Source organism: Rudanella paleaurantiibacter (assembly GCF_009184635.1).
In the GTDB taxonomy this organism is placed as follows: domain Bacteria; phylum Bacteroidota; class Bacteroidia; order Cytophagales; family Spirosomataceae; genus Rudanella; species Rudanella paleaurantiibacter.
In genome coordinates, this window is the sequence record NZ_WELI01000001.1 from 1,145,043 (window position 1) to 1,169,776 (window position 24,734).

19 protein-coding genes are annotated in these 24,734 nt (G+C 55.4%); 10 read left to right on the forward strand and 9 right to left on the reverse strand.

What is annotated here, in order from left to right; translation table 11 throughout:
* Positions 1-127 precede the first annotated feature (127 nt).
* Positions 128-1,285 carry an alginate lyase family protein gene (locus tag F5984_RS04400; RefSeq protein ID WP_152123171.1) on the reverse strand — a complete coding sequence of 386 codons (1,158 nt, stop codon included), beginning with the start codon at positions 1,283-1,285 and terminating at the stop codon, positions 128-130.
* A 407-nt stretch (positions 1,286-1,692) separates the two neighbouring features.
* On the opposite strand from F5984_RS04400, the gene F5984_RS04405 reads away from it, so the two are divergent.
* From F5984_RS04405 to F5984_RS04425, 5 genes are all read left to right on the forward strand, one after another.
* Positions 1,693-4,779 carry a SusC/RagA family TonB-linked outer membrane protein gene (locus F5984_RS04405; protein WP_152123017.1) on the forward strand — a complete coding sequence of 1,029 codons (3,087 nt, stop codon included), beginning with the start codon at positions 1,693-1,695 and terminating at the stop codon, positions 4,777-4,779.
* Between the two features lie 27 nt (positions 4,780-4,806).
* Positions 4,807-6,531 (forward strand): RagB/SusD family nutrient uptake outer membrane protein, encoded by a 1,725-nt coding sequence (locus F5984_RS04410; protein ID WP_152123018.1) that lies wholly within the window; start codon positions 4,807-4,809, stop codon positions 6,529-6,531.
* A 22-nt stretch (positions 6,532-6,553) separates the two neighbouring features.
* A complete protein-coding gene (locus tag F5984_RS04415; RefSeq protein ID WP_246168816.1) occupies positions 6,554-6,949 on the forward strand; it encodes a DUF5018 domain-containing protein in 396 nt (131 codons plus the stop codon).
* Positions 6,950-6,969: 20 nt separating this feature from the next.
* Positions 6,970-7,971 (forward strand): DUF4466 family protein, encoded by a 1,002-nt coding sequence (locus F5984_RS04420; protein WP_152123019.1) that lies wholly within the window; start codon positions 6,970-6,972, stop codon positions 7,969-7,971.
* A gap of 82 nt (positions 7,972-8,053) precedes the next feature.
* On the forward strand, positions 8,054-9,274 hold the full coding sequence (locus F5984_RS04425) for an alginate lyase family protein (RefSeq protein WP_246168818.1): 1,221 nt from the start codon (positions 8,054-8,056) through the stop codon (positions 9,272-9,274).
* Positions 9,275-9,564: 290 nt separating this feature from the next.
* On the opposite strand, the gene F5984_RS04430 is transcribed toward F5984_RS04425, so the two are convergent.
* Positions 9,565-11,277, reverse strand: a complete 1,713-nt coding sequence (locus F5984_RS04430) for a glutamine--tRNA ligase/YqeY domain fusion protein (protein WP_152123020.1) — start codon at positions 11,275-11,277, stop codon at positions 9,565-9,567.
* Positions 11,278-11,510: 233 nt separating this feature from the next.
* On the opposite strand from F5984_RS04430, the gene F5984_RS04435 reads away from it, so the two are divergent.
* The 4 genes from F5984_RS04435 (at position 11,511) to F5984_RS04450 (ending at position 15,111) form a co-directional block, all read left to right on the forward strand.
* Positions 11,511-12,191, forward strand: a complete 681-nt coding sequence (locus tag F5984_RS04435; RefSeq protein ID WP_152123021.1) for an HAD family hydrolase — start codon at positions 11,511-11,513, stop codon at positions 12,189-12,191.
* A 194-nt stretch (positions 12,192-12,385) separates the two neighbouring features.
* Entirely contained in the window at positions 12,386-13,330 is a 945-nt protein-coding gene (locus F5984_RS04440) for an ROK family protein (protein ID WP_152123022.1), read from the forward strand.
* Between the two features lie 278 nt (positions 13,331-13,608).
* Positions 13,609-14,181 (forward strand): D-sedoheptulose-7-phosphate isomerase, encoded by a 573-nt coding sequence (locus tag F5984_RS04445; protein WP_185155415.1) that lies wholly within the window; start codon positions 13,609-13,611, stop codon positions 14,179-14,181.
* Positions 14,182-14,247: 66 nt separating this feature from the next.
* On the forward strand, positions 14,248-15,111 hold the full coding sequence (locus tag F5984_RS04450) for a hypothetical protein (RefSeq protein WP_152123024.1): 864 nt from the start codon (positions 14,248-14,250) through the stop codon (positions 15,109-15,111).
* A 202-nt stretch (positions 15,112-15,313) separates the two neighbouring features.
* Here F5984_RS04450 and F5984_RS04455 read toward each other — a convergent pair whose 3' ends face one another.
* The 7 genes from F5984_RS04455 to F5984_RS04485 all read right to left on the reverse strand — a co-directional run bounded on the left by F5984_RS04455 (position 15,314) and on the right by F5984_RS04485 (position 22,124).
* On the reverse strand, positions 15,314-16,021 hold the full coding sequence (locus F5984_RS04455; protein ID WP_152123025.1) for a sulfite oxidase-like oxidoreductase: 708 nt from the start codon (positions 16,019-16,021) through the stop codon (positions 15,314-15,316).
* A gap of 45 nt (positions 16,022-16,066) precedes the next feature.
* Positions 16,067-17,683: a hypothetical protein gene (locus F5984_RS04460; protein ID WP_246168819.1), complete on the reverse strand. Its 1,617-nt coding sequence runs from the start codon at positions 17,681-17,683 to the stop codon at positions 16,067-16,069.
* A gap of 4 nt (positions 17,684-17,687) precedes the next feature.
* Entirely contained in the window at positions 17,688-18,560 is an 873-nt protein-coding gene (locus F5984_RS04465; protein ID WP_152123027.1) for a carbon-nitrogen hydrolase, read from the reverse strand.
* A 93-nt stretch (positions 18,561-18,653) separates the two neighbouring features.
* Entirely contained in the window at positions 18,654-19,598 is a 945-nt protein-coding gene (locus F5984_RS04470) for a threonine ammonia-lyase (protein WP_152123028.1), read from the reverse strand.
* 113 nt (positions 19,599-19,711) lie between these two features.
* Positions 19,712-20,251 (reverse strand): hypothetical protein, encoded by a 540-nt coding sequence (locus F5984_RS04475; RefSeq protein ID WP_152123029.1) that lies wholly within the window; start codon positions 20,249-20,251, stop codon positions 19,712-19,714.
* A gap of 44 nt (positions 20,252-20,295) precedes the next feature.
* The gene (hisC, locus tag F5984_RS04480; protein WP_152123030.1) at positions 20,296-21,393 is read right to left on the reverse strand and encodes a histidinol-phosphate transaminase; all 1,098 of its coding nucleotides are present in this window, start codon (positions 21,391-21,393) and stop codon (positions 20,296-20,298) included.
* 140 nt (positions 21,394-21,533) lie between these two features.
* Positions 21,534-22,124 (reverse strand): outer membrane beta-barrel protein, encoded by a 591-nt coding sequence (locus F5984_RS04485; protein WP_152123031.1) that lies wholly within the window; start codon positions 22,122-22,124, stop codon positions 21,534-21,536.
* Positions 22,125-22,614: 490 nt separating this feature from the next.
* Here F5984_RS04485 and F5984_RS04490 point away from each other — a divergent pair, with 490 nt between their 5' ends.
* Positions 22,615-24,654, forward strand: coding sequence for a M3 family metallopeptidase (locus F5984_RS04490; protein WP_185155422.1), 2,040 nt, complete (start codon positions 22,615-22,617; stop codon positions 24,652-24,654).
* The last annotated feature ends 80 nt before the right edge of the window (positions 24,655-24,734 follow it).

Sequence of the window (24,734 nt, forward strand, 5' to 3'; positions counted from 1 at the left end):
TGTAAAATGAATAGTGCAAAATGGACAATGAGACGACTGATTATCAGCGGGTAATACAATTGTTCATTATACATTGTTCATTCACTTAAGATGTAAGGTTTGTCGTTTTTAGTGGCGTGTATATTGTTTAGGGAAGCCAGATAATCGGGTTCCGAATGGGTAGGTTACGGATTACCTCCTCAACGTGTGGGCTGTGGTTCGCTTTTTGCCAGGTCTCGAGCCAGCGCGATTCGTTGAAGGCCACCGCCCCGAACGCCAGAAACGGTTGCGCCACGGGCCAGTCGTTCCAATACATCACGTCGGGTTTGAGGGGCCAGGTCGTTTTGTCGGCCACATACGGATACAGGTATCGGATGCCCTGCCGAATACCCCGACCATCGGGCGTTTGGTACGTCCAGAGGTTATCGGCCGGCGTGGACAGAATCTGGCAGATAGTTGCCATGGCGTCGAGGTTGAACAATGAGTAACCGTAGGGTTTGGTGCGCCGGAGTTCGAGCGGGAAGCTACCGTCAACGGCCATCTGGTCGGGGAGGAGCACGGTTTTGTACCGGTTTCGGCAAAACGCCAGCAGCGAGTCGTTGCGGGTCAGCCGGGCAAAGGCGGCTACCTGCATCACCCAGCAGGTGCCGTGGTTGTTTTTGGCGTTCATTTCGTCGGCACCGTAGGGGTGCGTAGTGAGCCAATTGAGGTAGTCGGCAAACCACCGCCGAATAGCCGCGACCATGGGCCGGTCAGCGCCTTTAGCCGATTCCATCACCTGCACGGCCTGCGCCACCTCCATCAGATGAATGGTGTCGATGATGCCAATGCCCCGGCCCGTATGCCGCCCCTTGATGGCCTGCGCGTACAAAAGCGACGGATTCATGCGGGTTGTGGTGTCGACAAACCAGGCGTTGAGGTGCCGGAACGCGTGCCGTACGTAGGCCTGATTGCCCGTAAGCCGGTAGGCCGATGCCAGAGCCCCCATCACCCGGCTAAACCGAATCATGGCTTGCCGATGGGCCACAAAATTGTCGGGGTTGGTCATACCATCGCGTTGAATGTAGGGCCCCTGTGGGTTGCTCGGGTCGGGCCACCAGTAATCCCCTTCCGAGAAAAAATCATGTACTCCGCCAGCACTCCGGGCCGACGTATGGGCCGTAACGGTAACTGGTTGCTGCTGCATAGCCCACCGGGCCTCGGCGAGCACGTGGGGCTTGAGGGTAGCCCGTATGGCGGACGGCAGCTGCCCGAAGCTGGGGACGCCCAGAATCACCAGAACCAGAGCAAGTACATACCAGTACATCTTGGTCAAAGCAGCACGGAGAGAAGATACATCAGAAAGAGAGTCAATAGAGCCAGCGAGCCGAGTTCGGCCAGGGTCAACGTAAAGCGGTCGCGTTTCACAAATGGGGTTTGTCATAGTAGAATGCAAGTTTACGGGAGCTTGAGGTAAGTGGGGTAGGTCGCTGGTATCAAAAAGGTGGACGAATCGTTCGGGAGGGCTAAAAAGCGTTCAAAAGGGTGGATTGAGCGTTCAGTTTAGATTATTCCGATATTTTTTGTTCACATAGCTACTATAATTGTCTGATAAACGGGCGAGTACGGCACCTGGTTGGTGGCTACGACGCTCCCGTAGTGAATCTCAATACTATGTGTAAACCTTTATCTCTAACACTTCTCCTGCCTGCGGGCTGCTTGGCGCTGTTGCTGATGAGCAGCGATGCCACAGCCCAGGCTACGCCACCGGGTGGGGCTCGACCTGCATCCGGGCAGCAGGTAGCCAACTACCGACTCAACGGTCGGGTGCTGGACGAAAAGAACACCGGTTTGCCCGGCGCCACGGTGGTGCTGAAAGGCAACGACAAAACGGGCACAACGTCCGATGCCGATGGTAAGTTTGTGATCAACATACCAACCGGAGGAGGTACGCTGGTGGTTTCGGCAATTGGGTATCTGTCGAAGGAGGTAGCGGTCACGAGTGAATCGACGCTCGACATAGCCCTCGCACCCGACGTGAAAACCCTCAACGAAGTGGTGGTGGTGGGGTACGGTACCCAGAAGAAGGAAAACCTGACGGGTGCCGTTGCCGCTATCAACATCGATGAAAAGATTTCGAGCCGTTCGCTGTCCAACGTGTCGTCGGCCTTGTCGGGTCTGGTGCCGGGTTTGGCCGTGCAGCAGTCTACAGGGCAGGCCGGTCGGAGCGGAGCATCGCTCGTGATCCGGGGGCTCGGAACGGTTAACAATGCCGGGCCGCTCATCGTAGTCGATGGGATTCCCGATGTTGACATCAACCGGATCGATATGAACGACGTGGCCAGTATTTCGGTGCTGAAAGATGCGGCCTCGGCTTCGGTCTATGGGTCGCGGGCGGCCAACGGGGTTGTGTTGATTACCACCAAAAACGGTTCGCAAAGCAAGAAGGCGCAGATCAACTATACGGGTACGTTCGGGTTGTCGCAGCCGACTAATTTCTACAATTACTTCGACGACTACGCCCGTTCGCTCACCATGCACCTGCGGGCGTCGGCAGCGGGTGCATCGGCCACCACGTACCGCTACGGCACCGTCGACGATTGGCTCTCGAAAAGCCTCATCGACCCAATCAACTACCCCAGCACCAACTGGTGGGATGTGATTCTACGCGATCAGGGCCGGATTCAGACCCATAACCTTTCGGCATCGGGGAGTACCGACAAAGCCAATTTCTACCTCTCGGCCGGTGTGCTCGACGAACTGGGTATTCTGATCAACCACGACTTCAAGCGGTACAACACCCGCTTCAACATGGACTACAAGGTGCGCGACGCTATCAAGGTGGGGGTGCGGCTCGATGGACAGTGGTCGAAGCAGGATTATGCCAACGCCGAAGGTCTGATTACGTATCAAGGCACGGCAGGCTACGACATTCGGTACGCGGTAGCCGGTATTTTGCCGAAAGAGCCCGAAACAGGCCGGTACGGAGGTATTATGGCTTATGGTGAAGATGCTTTCGCCCGAAACATGCTCACCATCATGGAGGCCAACAAAAATAAGCGTGACCGGCAGGAACTGAACGCCAACCTGTACGGCGAGTGGAGCCCCATTGAAGGCCTGACTCTCCGGGGCGATTACGGTCTGCGGTATTACAACCAGTTTACCAAAAGTTATTCGTTCCCGACGGACGAGTGGAACTTCCAGACCAACCAGATTGCCCGCAACGTAATTGCGCCGAGTGCCGGTATCAGCAACGCCGTGAACTCGGGCTACAAAACCCTGTTGCAGGGACGGATCACCTACAACCGCACGCTGTTTGGCAACCATCAGCTGAGCTTGTTGGGGGCGTATAACGAAGAATATTGGTTTAACCGGAACCTGTCGGCGAGCCGGCAAGACCGGATTAACCCGCTCCTGAGCGAAATTGACGCGGCCCTGACCACTACACAGGCTGCCGGGGGTAACTCCGACGCCGAGGGGTTGCGGTCAGGTATCGGGCGGATCAACTACGTGATCAACGACCGGTATCTGTTCGAGGCCAACGCCCGTTACGACGGTTCCAGCAAGTTTTTGCCCGGTTTCCAGTACGGTTTCTTCCCGTCGGCTTCGGTAGGCTGGCGTATTTCGGAGGAGCCCTTCTTCAGCAAGCTGTCGTCGGTAGTGTCGTCGGCTAAAATCCGGGCTTCGATTGGTAAACTGGGTAACAACTCAGGGGTAGGCCGGTACGAGCAGCGTGACATTTTCAACCTGACCAATTACATCCTGAACGGAAAAATTGTGAAGGGCTTCAGCTCGGCCAAGATCATTAACGAAGATTTCTCGTGGGAAGAAACCAACGTGACCAACGTGGGTCTGGATCTGTCGTTTTTCGGCGGCCGGCTGACCACCGAGATTGATGCCTACAACAAACTGACATCGGGTATGATCCGGCCGTCGTCGCTGTCGACGTTCCTGTCGGGCTACAGTGCCCCACGGGTCAACATTGGCAAGCTGCGTAACGTAGGTCTGGAGACCAACATCACCTACCGGGCCAAAGTACGCGACGCCAACGTGGGGGCTACGCTCAACCTGGCCTTTAACCGCAACCGCCTGTTGGAGTGGAACGAGTTTTTGGGTAAGGGCTTCACCTACCTGAATATGCCGTACCACTTTGCCTACAGCCGCGTGTCGACGGGTATTGCGCAGACCTGGGAAGATATTTCGAACGCACCGTTTCAGGGACAGTACTTCTCGCCGGGCGATATTCTCTACAAAGACATGAACGGCGACGGACAGGTAAACGACGAAGACCGCGTGGCTCAGCCCCGGTTCAACCGCGATCAGCCGACGGGTACGTTTGGTCTCAACCTGTTTGGCAACTGGCGGGGCTTCGACGTGAGCATTCTGTGGCAGGGCGCTACCGGCCGGAAAGACTTCTGGCTCGAGCCGTTCAACCAGGTAAACATCCCCTCGGCGCGCAATGCCTTCCAGGACTTCCTGTGGTACGATACCTGGACTCTCGACAACCGATCGGCTTCGCTGCCGCGTCTGGTGAGTGGCTCGGGCGGTAACAATCAGGCCGAGTCGACGTTTTGGCTCGACAGCTTCAACTACCTGCGTCTGAAAAACATTCAGGCGGGTTACAACATTCCGAGCAAATACAGCAGCCGGGTGGGTATCGGGCGGGTACGGGTGTACCTGACCTCCGAAAACCTGCTGACTTTCACGAAGTACCGGGGCGTTGACCCTGAGAAAAGTACGAGTACGTCGGGGGCCGAAAACAACGACGACCCCTTCCCGCTGCTCAAAAGCTATTCGTTTGGTCTCAACATCAGCCTTTAATTCATCCCGATGTTTGGTCTATCATCCATGAAACGATTTTCTCCTATATACCTGCTGGTTGGGCTGGCCCTGTTTGTGACCGCCTGTACGGAAGACCTGCTCGATCAGGTTCCGACAACCCAGCTTTCGTCTGACCTGTTCTGGAAAACCACCGACGACGCCATTTTTGCCGTCAACGGGGTGTACGACGCCAACCGGACCACCTTCGACCGTGACTATTACTTCGACGGAGCGGGTGAGTTTGTCAATACTCGGGGCACCAGCAACGGGCAGGGTACCTATAACCCTGGCCCCATTGGCTCGAGCGGTAACTTCGGGTTTCTCTGGAGCGATTGCTACCGGACCATCAACCGGGCCAACTACGTGTTGCAAAACATCGGCGCGCTGCGGAAAACACTGACTGCCCCGGCCGATTTGGCCCTGATGGATCGGCTCGTGGCCGAAACCCGGTTTCTGCGCGCGCTCAACTATTTCCGCCTGATCGATTTGTGGGGCGATGTGCCGTTCTTTACCAAAAAGCTCGACGGTAACACGGAAGCCTTCAGCCTGACGCGCACCCCGCGTGCCGCCGTGAAAGATTCGATTCTGGCCGACCTGGCCTATGCGGCAACCGTGCTGCCCGAAACCTATACGGGCGACAACCTCGGCCGGGCTACCAAACTGGCTGCGTGGTCGTTTAGCGGCAAGGTGAATCTGTTCTGGGCCTGCTGGATGAAAAACGCCGGGAATGGCTCCGAAGCGCAGAAGCACTACACGGCCGCGGCTGCCGATTTCAAAAAGGTCATCGACAAAAACATTCCTCTGTTTCGGAATGGGGAGCCCGGCCCGGCCGACAACCCGAACTACTGGCATCTGTTCCAGTATTTCAACGAGTACGACCCCGAAATTATCTTCTCGGTGCAGTTTGGTGGCCCGCTGCTGAGTCAGGGCGAGGAAATGATGCGTGACTTTGGCACCCGCAACACCGGCAACGCTCAGTGCTGGGTAGCGCCCACGTTCCGGCTGGCCAATCGCTACCAGCTGATAGCAACGGGCGACTTTGCGCCCCCGCTCGTGCTCAGCCGCAACACCACGCAGGTCAACAGCGCCACCAACCCCCGTTCCTACGCCGGCCGCGACTATCGGATGCGGGCCACCATGCTCTGGGATGAGCAGAAAATGCTCCGGCTCTCGACCGACGGCCTGAACGTACTCGACAGCATTCCGTTCCGGTTCGGTAGCCGCGATGGGGTCACGTATATCAACTACGACGGTGCGCCCTCGGGCTATATTTTCCGGAAGTGGGTACGCCAGACGGGGGGCATCGGCCGGAGCGATGGGCCGCAGGATATGTACCTCATGCGTTTGCCTGATGTGTGGCTGATGTACGCCGAGGCTGTCAACGAACTGAGCGGCCCCACACCCGAGACGTTTACGCTGCTCGACCGGATTCGCCGGCGGGGTAACCTGCCCCCACTCAACCGGGCCAAATTTGCCAGCCGCGACGAGTTCTTCAAGGCCATTGAGCAGGAGCGGATTATTGAGCTGGTGGGCGAAGGACACCGTTTCTTCGACATCCGGCGCTGGAAAAAAGTAGAGGAAATCTGGCCAATGCCGGGCGGGCAGGTCTTGTTCGATACGCAGGGGACGCGGGTGCGCGACGAGTTTGTGAACGCACCGGACCGGAACTACCAGCGGTTTTACATCTTCCAGATTCCGACGGGCGAGATCGAGGTGAACCCCAAAATTGTGCAGAACGAGCCCTGGTTATAAACTGATGCTTTCTACTGAAATGATGAAAAAAAGTATTTTGATCAAATTGATGAGCCTGTTGACGGTGGTCGGTTTGCTTTCGTGTGCGGAAGAACCCGTCGACGAATCGGGCTTGCTCATTACCGGGCGTTCCCAGTGCTTTATGACCTTTTTCGACCTGTTGGGCTCTGACCACCGCACGGTGCTGGTGAGTGGCCAAACGGTGATTGATACCACGGCCCTGACCGTGAAAGCCGTAGCTCGGTTTGGTACCAATATGCAGCGGGTGAAACCGTATTGCAGCGTGGTGACCGATGCCATTGTGGAACCAAACATGGGTGTCTGGACGGACTTTACCGAGCCCAAACAGTACACGGTGGTGTCGGGCAACCGGAAAGTCCGGAAAACCTACACCATCACGGTAACGCTTCAGAAATAACCCCTCAACCGATTTAGCTCATGAAAACAATAGGTTATGCTATCGGTGCGGTGGTGGGAAGTCTGCTGCTGATAACCGGTTGCCAAAGCGACAAGGTGACGCCCGAAGGCCCCCTGCGCAACGATCTGCTTAAAAAAACAACCGGCCCCGCCGTTGTCGGCGACCGTATTGAGTTTGCCTACGCCCTCGGCACCGTCGAAGGGAACCTGCAAAACGTGCGGGCCGAAGCCACCATTGCCGGGGGGGCGGGTACCGGTTTCAGCCGGTTCTCGTGGTTTACCAACCGAAATACGGGCGTCGATCAGCCGGTGCAAACCGCCACCGATACCGTTACCAACGGAGCCCTCTCGACCGCCCGTATCATCGACTCGCCAACGAGCAACAAGGCCGTGACCCTGCGCTACTTCTATTACCCCACGGCCGATGCCAAGGGTAAAGATGTATCGTTTCGGTTTAGCGGTACTTCGTCGACGGGGCAGGAGGTGAGTTTCCAGTCGCCCACGTACCGGATCAGCAATATGGACATGCGCCGGTCGCTCGTGCTGGCCGACGGGGCCAAAGCCTACGTGTCGATTGCCGACATGGCCGTGTACACCAAAGCCGAGGTGGAGCAGAACAATCTGGCCAACAAAATCGATTTTGTGTACATCTACCGCCCTACGCTGGGCACCGGTAACTTCGCGTTCGGGCACGCCATTGTGGCTCCGTCGAACCCGGAGTATCTTAAAGACGTAACCCTGCCGACGGGTTTGGCCCGTACGCGTACGGCTATCGACAAGCGTGTGGATGTAAAAGACGCCCAACTGCGGGGTACGTCGGGTTTTGATTTGTATATCGACGATATTGATCTGCAACAAACCACCTTCCCCAGCGCGGCCGATTATGCCTTCGGGTTTGCTGCCGATCAGGGTGCCTTTGTCAAAACCGCCGATGGCGCTTACAACGCGTATGTGTACGTCAACGCCGTCAACAACACGGCCAGGACTATGACTATCAGTATTAAGCGGCTGAAAGTAAATTAATTGTATTGCCAGAGCCAGCGCAGAGTTGATATATCCATCAATTCTGCGCTGGTTTTTTATGGCGCTACCCCGCGCCGAACGAATGGATCGAAAACTTATGAACAAACTGGCCTTTTACGGATTGGCATTTCTCTGGCTGCTTGGCTTGCCTACGTCCGCTCAGAACCCCCGAAAGCCAACTACGTTTCTGCTCAATGCAGAGCGGTTGCAAGCCAACAAGACGAAGATTCGGCAGGGAGACCCTGTTTTGAAGGCGGCTCAGCAGGCGTTTTTAGCAATGGCCGACCAGACGTTGACCAAGCCGACGTATTCGGTGGTGAATAAGAGCAAAGTGCCTCCGAGCGGTGATAAGCACGATTACATGAGTGTTGGGCCGTACTGGTGGCCCGATTCCACCAAGCCCGACGGTTTACCCTACATCCGTAAAGACGGGCAGATCAACCCCGAACGGTACGCCATTCAGGACGATGCCTACATGAACGGCCTGTGCAATGATGTGCAGACGCTGGCAATCGCGTACTACTTCTCCGACAATGAAAAATACGCGCGTCGGGCCGCCGAATTGCTGCGGGCCTGGTTTCTGGACCCCGCTACCAAAATGAACCCGAATCTGAACTTTGGGCAGGCTATTCCGGGGATTACGCAGGGTAGGGGGATTGGTCTGATTGACTCCCGGGAGCTGGCTGTTCTGGCCGATGCCGTTCAGCTGATTCGTGGGTCGTCGGCCTGGTCAGCGGCTGACCACCAAGCTTTGCAGGGTTGGTTTCGCCAGTTTCTGGACTGGATGCTGACTAGCCCAATTGGTAAGGATGAAGAAGACGAGCACAACAATCACGGCACGTATTACGATTTTCAAACGGTGGCCTACGCGTTATTCACCGACAACAAGCCCCTGGCGAAGCAGATCATCGAGCAAAAGACGTACAAACGAATCGGTAGCCAACTGACCCCCGAGGGAAGCCAGCCCCACGAGTTGGCGCGGACACTCTCGTGGAACTACTCGGTGATGAATTTGCAGGGCTTCTTCGGTATCGCGCAACTGGCCGAAAACCTAAATATGGACTTGTGGCACTACGAAACGCCAGACGGCAAAAGCCTTCAGAAAGCCTTTTTCTGGTTGTTGCCCTACGCCGAAGGGAAACAAAGCTGGACACATAAGCAGATTAAGGCCATGCATCCTGAAAATCTGTGGCCCATGGCGGTAGTAGCCACCAGACACTATACACTGAAAACGCTGCCAGCGGTAGCCCACGAACAGGCTTCAAAGCAGCCACTGTTTACCCTGACACAGTCGTTATTCTAAAGTCGGCAGGTTGTAAAGCATGATTCATTCCGAATTTTAGGTTAGGGGGAGATGCCTTACTCGACCGCCCCGTCAGGGGCCCAATATTAATAGAAAAGACGTCTCCTCGGAACACCAGAGCCCCGAAGGGGCGTAACTTGTTTAAGGTTACGCCCCTTCGGGGCTCTGGCCTTGGGTCCATGCTCGGGTTGCTACCCATGTTCGGCCCCTACGGGGCATCAAAACAGGCGTTGAGCCAAAAACACCTGGACTTTAAAATTCGGGATAACTCATGTTTATGGGGACAATTATTACCCTTTCTTAACCTCTTTGCCCCAGCTGTCTTTGAGGGTTACGGTCCGGTTGAAAAGGAGCAAATCGGCCGTCGAGTCAGGGTCGACGGTGAAGTAGCCCTTCCGCATGAACTGCACGCGGTCGCCTACCTGCCGGGTGCTCAGGTTCGGCTCAACCTTCGCCCGAACCACCTGCAATGAGTTGGGGTTGATGTACGATTTGAAATCACCTTCCTCACCCGACGGATCTTCGACGGTAAACAGGCGGTCGTACAACCGAACTTCGGCTTCTTTGGCGTGCGGTACCGATACCCAATGGATGGTGCCTTTCACGTTGATCCCCGAGGTGTCGGAGCCGCTGCGGCTTTCTGGAATGTAGGTGCAGTTCAGCTGTACCACCGTGCCATCGGCATCTTTGACCACCTCGTCGCACCGCACGATGTACGCACCTTTGAGCCGCACCATCTGACCCGGAGCCAGCCGGAAATATTTCTTCGGCGGGTTTTCCATGAAGTCGTCCCGTTCTACGTACACCTCGCGGCTAAAGGGCACTTCACGGTCGCCAGCCGACGCATCTTCGGGGTTGTTTTCGATGCGCAGCGTTTCGGTTTGGCCTTCGGGGTAGTTGGTAATAACGAGTTTGATCGGGTTCTCGTCCACCACGGCCATTACGCGGTCGGTGGTTTTGTTTAGTTCTTCCCGAATGCAAAACTCGAGCAGACCCACGTCGATCATGTTCTCGCGCTTGGCGATACCAATCCGGTCGGCAAACTCTCGGATACTGGCGGGTGTGTAGCCACGCCGACGCAGGCCCGAAATGGTGGGCATGCGAGGGTCGTCCCAGCCGGTTACGTGACCTTCGTTAACCAATTGCAGCAGTTTCCGCTTGCTCATGACGGTGTACGTCAGGTTCAGGCGGGCAAACTCGTACTGTTTGGAGGGGAAAATCTCCAGTTTTTCGATAAACCAATCGTACAGCGGCCGGTGCGGAATAAACTCCAGCGTACACACCGAATGCGTGATTTCTTCAATCGAATCCGACTGCCCGTGGGCGAAGTCGTACATCGGGTAAATGCACCACTTGTCGCCGGTGCGGTGGTGATGTGCGTGTTTGATGCGGTAAATAATCGGGTCGCGGAAGTGCATATTGGGCGAGGCCATGTCGATTTTGGCTCGCAGCACTTTAGCCCCATCGGGAAACTCACCCGCCCGCATCCGACGGAATAAATCCAGGTTTTCGTCGATGCTCCGGTTCCGGTAGGGGCTTTCCTGGCCCGGCTCGGCTGGATTACCTTTTTGGGCAGCAATCTCCTCCGAGGTCGAATCATCTACATACGCCAGACCCTTCTGAATGAGCGACTCGGCAAATTCGTACAGCTTGTCGAAGTAGTCAGACGCGTAAAACTCGTTCTCCCACTCGAAACCCAGCCAGCGTACATCGGCCTTGATCGACTCAACGTACTCGGTATCTTCGGTAACTGGGTTGGTGTCGTCAAAGCGCAGGTTCGTCTGACCGCCGTACTTGTCGGCCAGCCCAAAATTGAGGCAGATAGACTTGGCGTGGCCGATGTGCAGGTAGCCATTGGGTTCGGGCGGAAAGCGCGTGTGGACCCGCCCACCGTGTTTACCACTGGCCAGATCGTCTTCGACAATCTGCTCAATAAAATTCAGCGAACGGGCCGACGATTCGTCGTCACGGCGTTCGGTAGCGTCTGTAGGTGCGCCTGTCATGCGGTTCAGGTTGTACTTGATAAAGGGTCAAAATTACGGGTATTGGCCCGTAAAGGCAAGTAAAGCGATGAGTAGAAACACCGGCCCTTGCCAGGCGAACCGACGGCCCGATAGGGTACACTGACGCTTCGGAAAAGGGCTTGGCGTGCGTTACAGCCTAAAATTTCGGAAAAGCACCCCCGAATACGCAGCTGTTCTGTGCGACTCTGTGCCGCAGGGTTTACCTTTACGGCATGAATGATTTTACCATCGCAGCTTTGTTTGACATGGACGGTGTGCTGGTCGACAATTACCGTTACCATGCCGATTCGTGGGTACAGTTTGCGGCTCGTTACGAACGTACGGTCACGCCCGAGCAATATGCCCGGTATATCAATGGTCGGGTGGCTTCGGATTCGATGCCTTACGTGATGCAGCGCGACCTGCTGCCCGACGAGGTTGTGGCGCTGACGGAGGAAAAAGAAGAAATCTACCGGGCCTTGTACGCACCCGACCTGGCCCCTACGCCGGGCTTGATTTCGTTTCTGCAATCGCTTCAGGCGCACAATGTTCGCATGGCGGTTGGTACGTCGGCCCCGGTGAGTAATATCGCCTTTACGCTCGATGGCGCGGGTATTCGGTCGTATTTCCCGACAGTAGTGGATGCGTCGATGGTGCGCCGGGGCAAACCCGACCCGGAGATTTACCTCACCGCAGCCCGGCAGTTGGGCGTGCCGCCTGAGCGCTGTGTGGTGTTCGAGGATGCTTTTTCGGGGATAGAGGCCGGTTTGCGGGCTGGTATGGCGGTGGTGGCCCTGGCTACTACCCACACCCGCGACGAACTCACTGTGGCCAAAGCTCAACTGGTTATTGACGATTTTACCCAGTTGACCTACGAGGGGCTAGTTCGGCTGGTAGAGGGCAACTGGCATTAGTAACCCGAAAAGAGAACGAAGAGCGTAAACGAAACGCTATTTAAGTGAAGTGTACTATTTAAGTGAATGTATAATGTAAAATGAAGGATGGATAATAGCCTTTCCTGCTGACTGTCAGTGCATTCATTCTACATTATACATTGAGTTTTTGCTACACTACACATTCTACATTGAATTTTTGACTCGGTATTCAGATGAAAGTAGGCATTGAAATAGGCGGCACCAAGCTGCAACTCTTCGCCACCGACGGTTCGGGTCAGGTGAAAGAGCGGTTCCGGTACGAGGTTGATAAAACGAAAGGAGCCGAAGGGATTCTGGCTAACATCAGTCAGACGTTCAAAAAACTCAATACCCCCATTACAGCGGTGGGTGTGGGGTTTGGTGGTCCTATCAACAGCGAAACCGGCCAGATTAGCACCTCGTACCAGATTGAAGGCTGGGCTGGCCTTAACCTGGTAAGCTGGCTCGAAGAGCAAACAGCGGCCCAGACCATTCGGGTGGAGAACGACGCCAACGTGGCCGCTTTGGGCGAAGCCCTGCACGGGGCTGGCCGGGGCTATCGGCATGTGTTTTACGTGACGGTAGGCAGCGGTATCGGTGGGGGAATGATTGTCGATGGGCAGATCTATCACGGGGCTCTACCGGGTGAGGCCGAATTAGGGCACCTGTGGTTAGTGCCGCCGGGCGTCGGTACGTCGGGCGAAGCGTCGCCGGGCCAAACGCTGGAGGAGACTTGTTCGGGTTGGGCCGTGGACCGGCAGATTCGCGAATTATTGCCGCAACTCCCCACCGACTCGCCCCTGCGGCAGATGGTAGAAGCCGCTACAAACGAAGGCCGGGTTGGGGGCGAGGCCCGTTTTCTGCACCCTGCTTACGAAAAAAGCGACCCGGTCGCCAAGATGCTCATTGAGCAGGTAGGCTCGGTGCTGGCGCTGGGGTTATCGCACGTTACACATCTATTTCACCCGCAGGTGATTGTGCTGGGCGGGGGGCTGTCACTCATTGGTGAGCCCTTCCGGGTGGCCGTCAAAACAGCGCTGGAACGGTTTGTGATGCCCGCTTTCCGGCCAGCTCCGCTTGTTTTTGGAGCACAACTCCGTGAAGAAGCCGTACCTATTGGCGCCATCACGATGCTGTAAGGGCATGAGAGATGACATCTTGTTTGGAAAGAGCGGGGCCGGGCGGTTATCTCTAAAAGCCGACTTGTTTAACCAGAGATGACATCTCTCTAAACGAGATGTCATCTCTAAAAGGCTGGCCTATTTAACAAGATGACATCGCTCGGACCAGATATGTCTTTGCGCTGTTCTGAATTTCGTTCGGCCGACTCATTAGGCCCAATTATTCATACGCTTTATCAGGTAACGCCCCATGCCTCAACGGCCGGGGCCTACCGGTTTGTTAACTCCTTATTCCCATGACCTATTTTGCCGAGTACCTGACTCAACAGAAAAACGCGTACGATTCCATTCCGCTCGCTCAGGTTGCCGAAGTGGCCGAACTAATGACCGATTGCTGGCGTAACGACCGCCAATTGTTTGTTTTCGGAAACGGGGGAAGTGCCGCCAACGCGTCTCACTTTATCACCGATTTGGGCAAGGGGTCATCGGACCGGGTGCAGCGCGATGGGCTGGGCAAGCGGTTTCGATGCCTGTCGCTCAATGACAACGTAGCCTGGCTGACAGCTCTGGGTAATGATTACAGTTACGACGATGTGTTTGTCGGGCAGTTGCAGAACTACGCCCGCCCTGGCGATCTGGTACTGACGATGAGCGTGAGCGGCAACTCGCCCAACCTTGTGAAAGCGATTGGCTGGGCCAACGATAACGGCCTGAAAACAGTGGCGTTAGTTGGAGGTAAGCGGGGGCAACTGGCCGAGTTAGCCCATCATGCTTTAGTGATTGAGTCAGAGCATTACGGCCGGGTCGAAGACGCCCACATGACCATTTGCCACATGCTCTGTTATTATTTCATGGAAAGCTTGAAATAATCAAAAAAATCTTAACTTTCAGCTAGTTAAGCTGGTTAAAGGAACAACCGAAAACGCTACGCGGCAATGAAACAAACGTTTACGTTCGTGCTTCTTTACCTTTCCACCCTTCTGAGCGTGTCGGCTCAGGGCCTTGTAGAGTATTATCAGGCCGGTAAGCAGGTAAAGACGCATCAAAGAAACCTGTTGCAGATGCGCTACGGCCCTTATCTGGCTCCGCAATGGTATCTGATGACCGAGGGATTTGTTCGACGCGACAACAGTAAGCTCGACCAATCGCTCGGTGGCCTACTGACGGCAAGCCCCGTGACCCGAGTGGGGGGGAGCCTTGGCGTTGGGGTCACGTACCGCAACAAATGGGCGCTGGAGGCCGGACTGGCGTTGTCGCCGGTACATAATCAGGCTCGTGTCAATACCTATCCGCCCGTTGAAATCGAGACGCGTACCGGCAAGGCAAGTGCCTTTGTACGCGGCAAATGGGCGCTGTTAACCACCAGTCGCCACTGGCATCGGTCGGGTTTCTGGCTTACCGGAGGGGCCTGGGCTGTGCCAAACGCAAGCGCAACCGCGGAAGCTTCGGCCGTGACCGGTTATCGGTACCTTAGTTACGATGCCCGTAGTAAAATGACGCTCGTAAGTCAGGCGCGGCCCGGTAGCGGCCTCACCGCTTTGGCAGAGCTGGGTGCTGAGTATCAGGTGCGCCTGTCGCCTACGCTCGACATAAGCCTGTTTGCGCGGAGCAACTGGGGGCTCGGTGAAGTACTGGCAACCGATGTTGCTTATCACGTGAACAATCAGCCTATTGGCGAAACCGTGATTCGGGCGCGGGGCAACGGAGCGAGCTACGGCTTATCGGTCCGGTACGTCTTCCAGCGGCCAACGGCCAACCCAAAGTCTCTGTATCAACTTCAGGGCAACGCGACGAAGTAAGGTTTGCTATATTTTCAGTACTGGACATTCGGACTTCAGACACTGGACGTTAGACTTACTACCATTCTGTAGGGAGGTCTAACGTCTACTATCCAACATCTAATGTCCAGTACGGAGTACTATATTCAGAAAACGGGCGTAAGTCGTTGACAACATGTCAATCGCTTACGCCCGTTTTGATTATTGAAGACACCCGTTGGCATTACGAATACCGGTCGTTGCGCCAGGGGTAAGCCGTGTCGGAGTAGCCCCGTTCTTCCCAGAAGCCCAGCCGGTTGCTCGCCATAAATTCAATCCGTTTAATCCATTTGGAGCCTTTCCAGGCATAGAGTTGCGGAGTAATCATCCTGACGGGGCCGCCATGTTCTTTGGTGAGTGGTTGGCCATCGGCCGTATGCACCAGCAACACATCGGGTTTGAGCGCTTCTTCCAGGGTCACATTGGTCGAATAGCCATCGTAGCCGTAGCACATAATGTGGGTTGCTGTACCTTTCGGATCAACCAGGGCGGCCAAATCCATAAACCGAACGCCTACCCAGGGTACATCGAGCCGCGACCAGGTTGTCACGCAGTGAAAATCACTCGTGTCTTCAACCTGAGGCAGCTCCATAAAGTCGGCCCATTTGAGCCGCACGGGGTTGTTTACTTCCCCATCAATGTTGAGTTGCCACTTGTCGAGCGGAATAGCCGGTTGGTAGCCAAGGTCGAGCACCGGCCATTTGGTTGTCACGGTTTGCCCAACGGGCACCTGTGGCATGCCGTGCCGGTTGGTCGGGCCGGTACCGCGCGCCCGATTGGGGCCCACGAGTTGGTCCGACATCGACGGCGTATTGACCATTTTTTCTTCAAAACGCCGTTTGAGTTTCATCCGGGCCTCTACAATCCGGTCCAATTTGTCGTTCGATTCCATGAAGGCTATAACCCGCGCTGAATCGGGAAAGTTTTTGGAGGTCACTTACCGGCTCATCGTCGCCCGGCCGAGGTAGATTTCGTCGCCCCGGAGCTGGATTTGACTGTAAAACCGGTAGCCGTTTTCTACATAACGCACCAGCACCCGGGTCGATTGGTTGGCCTGAGCATAGGGCATGGTTGCACTGACCAGAATCTGATCGCCGTTGACAATGGCCCGCACAAACGGTAGTGACTTGGTTTTGAGTTGATTCGCGTTGTATTTGTACCACGTCTGCCCCCCGTCGAACGAGCACTCGGTATTCTGATTGAGGTATTTCTCCCGCCCATTGAACAGGTCGCCGTGATGCTTAAACAACCGCCAGAGTCCGTGCAGGTAATGCTCGTAACACGCATAGTTACGGTCGTCGCCGAGGCCCTGTAAAGCCGGGTCGCGCGGAACAGGCTGGCTGGGCGTCAGTCGGTTATGATCGTCCCAGAACAACACCCCGTAAGCGCCTGTGAACCAGTAGAAAATAGACATACCCTCGGCAATAGCGGGTGGAGCTGCATTAGAGGCTTTGGCACTATTGGCAAACTCACTGCTTTGGGTGTTGAATAGCCATTGCCAGGCTACCCGTCGCTTGTTTGTTAGAGCCATATTAACCTCCTGCTCGCCCACGAGCGAGGCCAGCCAGTGCCGGGCATCGTCGGCATGGTGCGGAATCGTGTAATCGAAGTCGGGGTAGAGGTAGTACGTGCCGGGCATGGCAATATCCATGTAGTCGGAAAAAGACTTCCCTACGATGTCGTCGGGCATGCCGCGCTGACGACTGGTTGCGGTGTGCTGAGCCGGTTTAGTCCAGAGCCACTCAGGCCCGGCTGTGTAGTCTGACGTACGCGAATAGCCAAAACTATTGTGGGGTACCGGCGTGATAGAGCCAATCTGGGTGTACGGCATGGTGTTTTCCTTTACGGTTTTGGCCATGTACACATACATATTGGCATGCTCCTGCTGATTCCCGGCCGACGTACCATCGTTTTCCAGATCGAAGAAAATGAAGCCGTTTGTGTTTTTGAGCGTACCCGGTGGGCAATCGCCGTAGTTCACGCACTGCCCGCATAGCTCATACGATGCCTGATACATGGTTTTGCGGGCTTGCGGGTGGCTGGGTGGTCGGCGGTACCAGGTTTGCCGGGCCAGTTCGCTATCCCGTGACCATGCCAGTGCAAAGGGCTCGTCGATGTAGTAGTTTCGGTAAATGGTGAGCGACCGCTGACTTGGTTTCAGGCGGCTCCGCCAGTTGGCCGGGGGCATGCCGGGCTCGCGCCAGACCTCGCTGCCACCCACCATGCGGGTTTGGTCGATGGCCGAAAAACCCCGACGGAACAGTTTGTCCCAACTCTGATCGACGTGTAGGTTACGACCGGCGGCCGAGAAAATGAGGGTTTTGGTGGGCGGTAACTGAAAATCACCCACTACGTCGATGTTCCAGTAGCCTTTGCGGGTAGTGGGCCTGAAAAAGGCGCGGGGGGTGGGCTGTAAGGGGGTAAGGGGGGGGAGTTGTCCCTGTAGTTTTACCCCCACGGGGTCGGGGAGGCCACCAATCATGCCGGCTTTGTCCAGCACGAAAAAACCGCCAGCCAGTGAGGCTAAGGCGGTTGATAAAAGGAGTATCTTCATGGGGTTACTCATCAATGTACCGTTTGGTAATGGGCTGGTAGGAGTCGATCCGCCGGTCGCGGAAGTACGGCCACGTAGTGCGGTACCGGTCCGATTGATCGAGGTCTATCTCCTGAACGTGCACAATCTCTTTATCGTGTGGAGCTACGTACAATAGGGACCCGAACGCATTGGTCACAAATGAGCCACCCCAGAACTGCTGATCGGCCTCACGCCCAACCCGGTTCACGGCCACCACCGGCACCCCATTGGCAATGGCATGGCTCCGCTGAATGGTTTGCCAGGCGCTATACTGCTCCTCATTGGCTTTGGGGTCGGGTTCAGTCGTATCCCAGCCAATGGCCGTGGGATAAAACAACACCTCGGCCCCCATCAACGACGTGATCCGGGCGGCTTCGGGGTACCACTGATCCCAGCAGATCAACACCCCGATTTTGGCCACTTTGGTATCGAATACCTTGTAGCCCAGGTCGCCGGGGGTAAAGTAAAACTTCTCGTAATAGCCCGGATCGTCGGGAATGTGCATTTTGCGGTACTTACCGAGATAGGTGCCATCGGCATCGAGCACGGCCGTGGTGTTGTGATACAGGCCCTGTGCACGCTTTTCGAAGAGCGAGGCCACCACCACTACGCCACACTCTTTGGCTACCTCGGCCATGCGGTCGGTAGTAGGGCCGGGAATCGACTCGGCAAGGCTGAAATTGTGGTGATCTTCGACATCGCAGAAGTACAGCGACCGGAACAGCTCCTGCAAACAAACGATCTGTGCCCCCTTACGAGCAGCCTCCCGAACACCCTCAATGGCTTTCTGCACGTTGGCCTCCACATCGTCGGAGCAGGCCATCTGAACAAAGCCGATATTTATCTTTCGTGACATGTCTAATTCGTTATGGGTTTATAGTTTGTCGTTTTTGGTTTTTAGTGTACCGTTTGGGTATCTGGAGAAACTAAAAACCAAAAACCATAAACGCTAAAAAGCTAATTTCCCTAAGTCAACGTTGCCGCCGGTCAGGATAATTCCCACTTTTTGACCGGCAAATAGGTCTTTATGTTTTAAAACAACAGCCAGTGGTACAGCGCAGGAAGGTTCGATAATGATTTTCATGCGCTCCCAAATCAGCCGCATGGCCGCGATGATCTCCGGGTCGGATACGGTTTTGATGTCGGTTACGTGCTGCTGGATAATAGCCAGAGTCCGTTCGCTAAGCGTAGTGAGCAGGCCGTCGGCGATGGTGTTGATGTACGGAGCCGACTCGACCCGGCCGCTTTGAAACGACAAAATAGCGTCGGCCGCCCCCTCGGGCTCGCCTGCCAGCACGCGGGTGCCCGGTGCAAAATAATGCGCCGAGAGCGCTGTGCCGCTCAACAGTCCCCCGCCCCCAACGGGAGCCAGCAGCCAATTGAACGGCCGGTTGCCGGTGGCGTCTTCGAGCAACTCTTTGGCTGCAGTAGCCTGCCCGGCAATCACCCGGTCATCGTCGAAGGGGTGAATCATGGTGGCCCCGGTGCGGGCAATCACCTCCGCTACGCCCTGTTCGCGGGCGTCGAGGGTGGGTTCGCACTCAATTACCTCGGCTCCATATCCCCGAACGGCATCTTTTTTGACTTGCGGAGCCGTGCGCGGCATCACAATGTAAGCTTTTGCACCTACCTCGCGGGCTGCGTACGCAATGGCTTGTGCGTGGTTGCCCGACGAGTGGGTGGTGACCCCCGATTTTAGCTCGTGCGGAGCCAGTTGTAAAACGGCATTAAGCCCCCCCCGTGCCTTAAACGCCCCAATTTTCTGGAAGTTTTCGCACTTGAAATGTAGTTCGGCCCCTGCCAGCGCATCAATAGTGCGGTTAGTCAGTACGGGCGTGCGGTGAATGTACGAGCGAATCCGGTCGTGGGCAGAGAGAATGGTTTCGGCGGTCATTAGTTGAGAGGGGTCAAACGCCGAGTTGCACAAAGGCATCGTCGCACCACACGTGCCTTTGTATGCCTTTGTGCAACCCTTTATACTACGTAGTTCCTGTTTTTTGGGCGGGACTAAAAATTGTACCGCAACCCTAAGCCCGACTGTACGTTCATGAACAGGGGAGCGGGTAACACCTCCACGTACAGACCCGATTCCAGAAAGACCGAAAACGGTTTGTCGGGTACGAAATATTCCAGGCCCGCAATGGCTGAGCCACCGAGCGAAATCTCGGCAATGTAGTCGACCTGTTGTCCGCGCAGATTGTCGGGGTAGTACCGACGGCGGTTTACCTGCCCACCTAATCCGTAGTAGCCCCGCAGGTTGTCACGGCCAAACAGGCGGTTGTGCCACACATAGTGCCCCTGCACCGAGAGGCCAATACTCCGGTAACGTCCCTGCCGGTACTCACGGGTGTTGCCATAAAGCCCTCCGTACGACCCTACGTTAAGATCGAACGCTTTAGTGTCGCGGAAATATTTGCGGACATTAATACCGGAGGGTTCGCCTAGCCGGAACCCAACAGCCCAGTTGTTGTATTGGGCTACCGCCCGACTACCCGGAAACAGCCCCAGCATGAGGGCCACAAAAGCGACCAGAAAGGATTTCTGCATAAAGAAAAAGATTCGGTAATAGAGATGCGACCGTGGGGGCGGTGTCAGTGTGTTACGGCCCCGGTGTCTTCTGTCAAACGGCCAACGTCCTGAAACTGTTGTAACTGACTCATAAGTACCGCGTTTTCGGCCGGGGTACCTACCGTAATGCGCAGGCAGCCATCGCACCATTTTACTTTGGAACGGTCGCGGACAATTACTTGTTTATCAATTAAATAGTTGAAGACTGCCTTAGCATTGTCGAACCGGACGAGCAAAAAGTTCGCGTCGGAGGGGTACACATGCTGCACAATAGGCAATTCCCGTAGTGCATCGGCCAGTACAGCCCGCTCGGCCAGAATCTCCCGAACCATGGCGTCCTTATCGGCCACGTGATCGAGGGCTTCGAGGGCGAGGGTCTGCGTCGGGGCCGAGATGTTGTACGGTGGCTTAATCTTGTTCAGTACCGCAATTAGCTCTTCCGACGCAAAGCACATACCGAGCCGAAGTGCGGCCAGGCCCCAGGCCTTCGAAAAGGTTTGCAGTACCACCAGATTGGGGTAATGGTCGAGTTGGGCGGTCCAGGACGGGGCATCGGCAAAGTCGATGTACGCTTCGTCGACGACCACGAGCGAGTGTGTAGCGGCTTCGAGTACCTGCCGGATGGCGTCGGCTGAGAGCTGATTCCCCGACGGGTTGTTGGGCGAGCAGATCCAGATAACCTTGGTGTCGGGCTCGATAGCGGCCAGTACGGCTTCTACATCAAGGCCGAAGTCGGGGGTAAGGGGCACCCGAATCTGACGGATGTCGTTGATCGTTGCCGATACCTCGTACATGCCGTACGTGGGGGGCATAATCAGGACACTGTCGTGACCGGGGCGGCAGGTGGCCCGAATCAGCAGGTCGATGGGTTCGTCGGAACCGTTACCCAGAAAAATCTGACCGGGCCGCACGCCTTTGATGGGGGCCAGCTTTTCCTTAATCAGCGCCTGATATGGGTCGGGGTAGCGGTTGTAAGGGCCGGCCGTAGCCGAACCGAGAGCATTTTCATTGGCATCCAGAAAAATTCCTTCCTTGCCGGTGTACTCGTCGCGGGCCGACGAGTAGGGCGTGAGCGTCAGGATATGGGGCCGCAGCAGCGTGTTCAGATCAATAGTTGGCATTCGTCAGAAAGTCGTAAGCGCAAAAATACCGCATCTTACTGTACCGACAAATTACGGGGGGCTTCGGTTCGGCCGGGCACAGAAAAAGCCGCCCCTGCGTGTCAGGAGCGGCCAGGGTAGGTTGGGCTTGTTCGAATCAATTACTCGTAATAGCCTCCACCGATGTCGAATCCCAGCTTGAAGCCGAGGTACGAGTTGTTGGATTTGCCGGGGGCTACGGTCCCATTCATCATAGAAACCGTGTATTTAGTGGTGGGAACGAGGTTATACTCCACGCCCATGTTAAAATGGCCCAGTTTGAAGCCAACCCGCGCCATAGCTCCCAACTTGCGCGATGCACCTATGCCGAGGTCAGATGAATTCTCACTGAAGCTCAGGCTGCCCACCGAATACAGACCACCTCCAATACCTACGTAGGGTCGGAAGTACGTGTTGGTCAGCATGTAGGTACCCGTGAGTACATACGACGACGAAATGCTGATTTCTGAGTCGGCCATTTCACCGGCGATCTCGGCAGCGCGGGCCATAAAAGCCCCTTCGATACGGAGACCTACATCAATCTGATCGTTGAGACCGTACTTAGGTTCTACCGAAAGCAGAATCCCGGCCGATGAGCCAGCACCCATTGGTTTGGCATACCCCAGCGATGAATTTACTTTAAAGGGTTTAAAATCCTGGGCGTTGGCTCCGTAAGCCAATAACCCGAGTACTACGGCGAGGACTTTTTTCATAAAATTCAATCGTGTAAAGAATGTGGTGGACTTGTTAGGTAATCCCAACGCTACCTGTGGTGACCAAAGCTACTGTGTCTGAGGACAAAATGAAAATATACAAATCAAAGCGATTCGGTAGGGCAAGCTGATGCTCAGGTGTTTATGTGTAAAAATTCAATGAAAAAATTTAACTTTCGATGTATTAACGTACAGGAATACCTCTTTGATGAGACAAAGCCCCCTTCGTTTAATGGCTGAGACAACCGTTCATCCCAAAATGGGGGTTGCCTATTCGCCGACGGGTCAAAATGCCGTAATTTTAGGGTTTAAATGCACTACAAACGCTTCATACATGTTACCATTTGGAAAACAAGTTAGCACGGTAGCTACGCTGGCTTTGCTGACTCATGCCGGTTTGGCTCAGCAGAACAGCCGCCCGGTCAGCCCAACCACGCAGCCGACTTCGGCCCGTGCTGCAACAAAGTCGGCGTCTACCTCTTCTGATCGTATGACTCAAAATCCGCTTCTTCAGGCGTTTTCAACGCCCCACCAAACGGCCCCGTTCGCGCTCATCAAGAACGAGCATTATCTCCCCGCCATCAAGGAAGGGATGTTACAGGGCCGTAAAGAGGTTGATGCCATTGCAGCCAACCCGGCCAAACCAACGTTTGAAAACACGATTGTTGCCCTTGAGCGCTCGGGTGATCTGCTGGGCCGTACAGTCTCGATTCTGTTTAACCTGAACAGTGCCGAAACAACGCCAGAGCTTCAGGGAATCGTGCGTGAGGCATCGCCTTTGCTGACCGAGTACGGTAACGACATCACCCTCAACGAAAAACTCTTTGGCCGTATCAAAGCCGTGTACGACACCCGCGCCAGCCTGAAACTCGATACCGAGAGCCAGATGCTGCTCGAAAAAACGTACAAGCGGTTTGCCCGCAACGGAGCCAACCTGAGCGCCAAAGACAAAGACCGGCTGCGTGCTATCGACAAAGAGCTGTCGCAATTGTCGCTTCAGTTTGGTGAGAATGTGCTGAACGAGACAAACGAGTACTCGATGCTTGTGACCGACGAGAAAGACCTCGCCGGTTTGCCTGATTTTGCCCGTGAAGCGGCCCGCTCGACGGCCAAGCAGAAGGGAAAAGAAGGCTGGATGTTTACCCTTCAGGCTCCCAGCTACGGGCCGTTCATGCAGTATGCCGATAACCGGGCGCTGCGCCAGAAGCTGTTCATGGCGTTCAACTCGCGCGGTTTCCGTGGTGATAAGAACGACAACTCGACCATTATTCAGAAAATGGTCAACCTGCGCTATGAGCGGGCCAACCTGCTGGGCTACAAAACCCATGCTGATTTTGTGCTGGAAGAGAGCATGGCCGGTTCAAAAGACAAGGTACAGAGCTTCCTGAACGAACTGGTGGCGTACGCCAAGCCGGCTGCTGAGAAGCAATTGACTGAGCTGAACACCTATGCGAAAGCGCATGGCTTCACCGGTGACCGCGTGGAGCAGTGGGACTACAGCTACTATTCGGAGAAACTCAAGAAGGAGAAATACGACCTTGATGATGAGACGCTGAAGCCGTACTTCAAGCTCGAAAACGTGCTGGAGGGTGTCTTTACGGTGGCTAACAAGATGTATGGCCTGACGTTTAAAGAGAATAAGTCGATTCCGGTGTACAACTCCGAAGTGCGGGCCTACGAGGTGTTCGACCGCGACGGTAAGTTTATCTCGGTGTTCTATGGTGATTACTTCCCCCGGCCGGGTAAGCGGAGCGGTGCCTGGATGAACGACGTACAGGGTCAGAAGATCGTGAACGGGCAAAACATCCGGCCTCACATCGTAAACGTTTGTAATTTCTCGCGCCCAACCGAGACCAAGCCTTCGCTGCTGAGCTTTTACGAGGTAACTACTCTGTTCCACGAGTTTGGTCATGCCCTGCATGGTATGCTGGCCAATGGGCAGTACGAGAGCCTGTCGGGAACGAGCGTACCCCGCGACTTTGTGGAGCTGCCCTCGCAGGTTATGGAAAACTGGTGCTACGATCCCGAAGCACTCCGTCTGTTTGCGAAACACTACCAGACCGGCGAGGTAATTCCGAACGAACTGGTGGAGAAGATTCGGGCCAGCCAAAACTTTATGGCCGGTATGGCCAACCTGCGTCAGCTCCGGTTTGGCCTGGTGGATATGTACTGGCATAGCCAGAAACCCACGGGTGAGTCGGTAACGGAAGTAGAAAGCCGCGTGGATTCGCTGGTGCAGTTGCTGCCCCCGGTGAAAGGCACCGCATTCAGCCCGGCGTTCTCGCACATTTTTGCTGGTGGGTACTCGGCGGGTTATTATAGCTACAAATGGTCGGAGGTGCTCGACGCCGACGCCTTTGAAGCCTTCAAGGAAAAAGGTGGCCTGAACAGCCGCGAAGTAGCCGAAAAATTCCGGGCGAACGTGCTCGAAAAAGGCGGTAGTGAGAAGCCAATGGAACTGTACAAGAAGTTCCGGGGCCGGGAGCCATCGCCCAAGGCTATGTTACGCCGAAGCGGCCTGATTTTGTAAGAAGCTGCTCAAATCAGCGATTTAGAGAATGCGAAAGCCGCCCAACGGGCGGCTTTCGCATTAATAGGGTATTGAAAAAC

What these genes read in the sequence shown, in the direction of transcription:
- F5984_RS04400 (WP_152123171.1), bottom strand. Translation starts at nt 1,285, where the DNA reads ATGTACTGGTATGTACTTGCTCTGGTTCTGGTGATTCTGGGCGTCCCC.
- F5984_RS04405 (WP_152123017.1), top strand. Translation starts at nt 1,693, where the DNA reads ATGAGCAGCGATGCCACAGCCCAGGCTACGCCACCGGGTGGGGCTCGA.
- F5984_RS04410 (WP_152123018.1), top strand. Translation starts at nt 4,807, where the DNA reads ATGAAACGATTTTCTCCTATATACCTGCTGGTTGGGCTGGCCCTGTTT.
- F5984_RS04415 (WP_246168816.1), top strand. Translation starts at nt 6,554, where the DNA reads ATGAAAAAAAGTATTTTGATCAAATTGATGAGCCTGTTGACGGTGGTC.
- F5984_RS04420 (WP_152123019.1), top strand. Translation starts at nt 6,970, where the DNA reads ATGAAAACAATAGGTTATGCTATCGGTGCGGTGGTGGGAAGTCTGCTG.
- F5984_RS04425 (WP_246168818.1), top strand. Translation starts at nt 8,054, where the DNA reads ATGGATCGAAAACTTATGAACAAACTGGCCTTTTACGGATTGGCATTT.
- F5984_RS04430 (WP_152123020.1), bottom strand. Translation starts at nt 11,277, where the DNA reads ATGACAGGCGCACCTACAGACGCTACCGAACGCCGTGACGACGAATCG.
- F5984_RS04435 (WP_152123021.1), top strand. Translation starts at nt 11,511, where the DNA reads ATGAATGATTTTACCATCGCAGCTTTGTTTGACATGGACGGTGTGCTG.
- F5984_RS04440 (WP_152123022.1), top strand. Translation starts at nt 12,386, where the DNA reads ATGAAAGTAGGCATTGAAATAGGCGGCACCAAGCTGCAACTCTTCGCC.
- F5984_RS04445 (WP_185155415.1), top strand. Translation starts at nt 13,609, where the DNA reads ATGACCTATTTTGCCGAGTACCTGACTCAACAGAAAAACGCGTACGAT.
- F5984_RS04450 (WP_152123024.1), top strand. Translation starts at nt 14,248, where the DNA reads ATGAAACAAACGTTTACGTTCGTGCTTCTTTACCTTTCCACCCTTCTG.
- F5984_RS04455 (WP_152123025.1), bottom strand. Translation starts at nt 16,021, where the DNA reads ATGGAATCGAACGACAAATTGGACCGGATTGTAGAGGCCCGGATGAAA.
- F5984_RS04460 (WP_246168819.1), bottom strand. Translation starts at nt 17,683, where the DNA reads ATGAAGATACTCCTTTTATCAACCGCCTTAGCCTCACTGGCTGGCGGT.
- F5984_RS04465 (WP_152123027.1), bottom strand. Translation starts at nt 18,560, where the DNA reads ATGTCACGAAAGATAAATATCGGCTTTGTTCAGATGGCCTGCTCCGAC.
- F5984_RS04470 (WP_152123028.1), bottom strand. Translation starts at nt 19,598, where the DNA reads ATGACCGCCGAAACCATTCTCTCTGCCCACGACCGGATTCGCTCGTAC.
- F5984_RS04475 (WP_152123029.1), bottom strand. Translation starts at nt 20,251, where the DNA reads ATGCAGAAATCCTTTCTGGTCGCTTTTGTGGCCCTCATGCTGGGGCTG.
- hisC (WP_152123030.1), bottom strand. Translation starts at nt 21,393, where the DNA reads ATGCCAACTATTGATCTGAACACGCTGCTGCGGCCCCATATCCTGACG.
- F5984_RS04485 (WP_152123031.1), bottom strand. Translation starts at nt 22,124, where the DNA reads ATGAAAAAAGTCCTCGCCGTAGTACTCGGGTTATTGGCTTACGGAGCC.
- F5984_RS04490 (WP_185155422.1), top strand. Translation starts at nt 22,615, where the DNA reads ATGACTCAAAATCCGCTTCTTCAGGCGTTTTCAACGCCCCACCAAACG.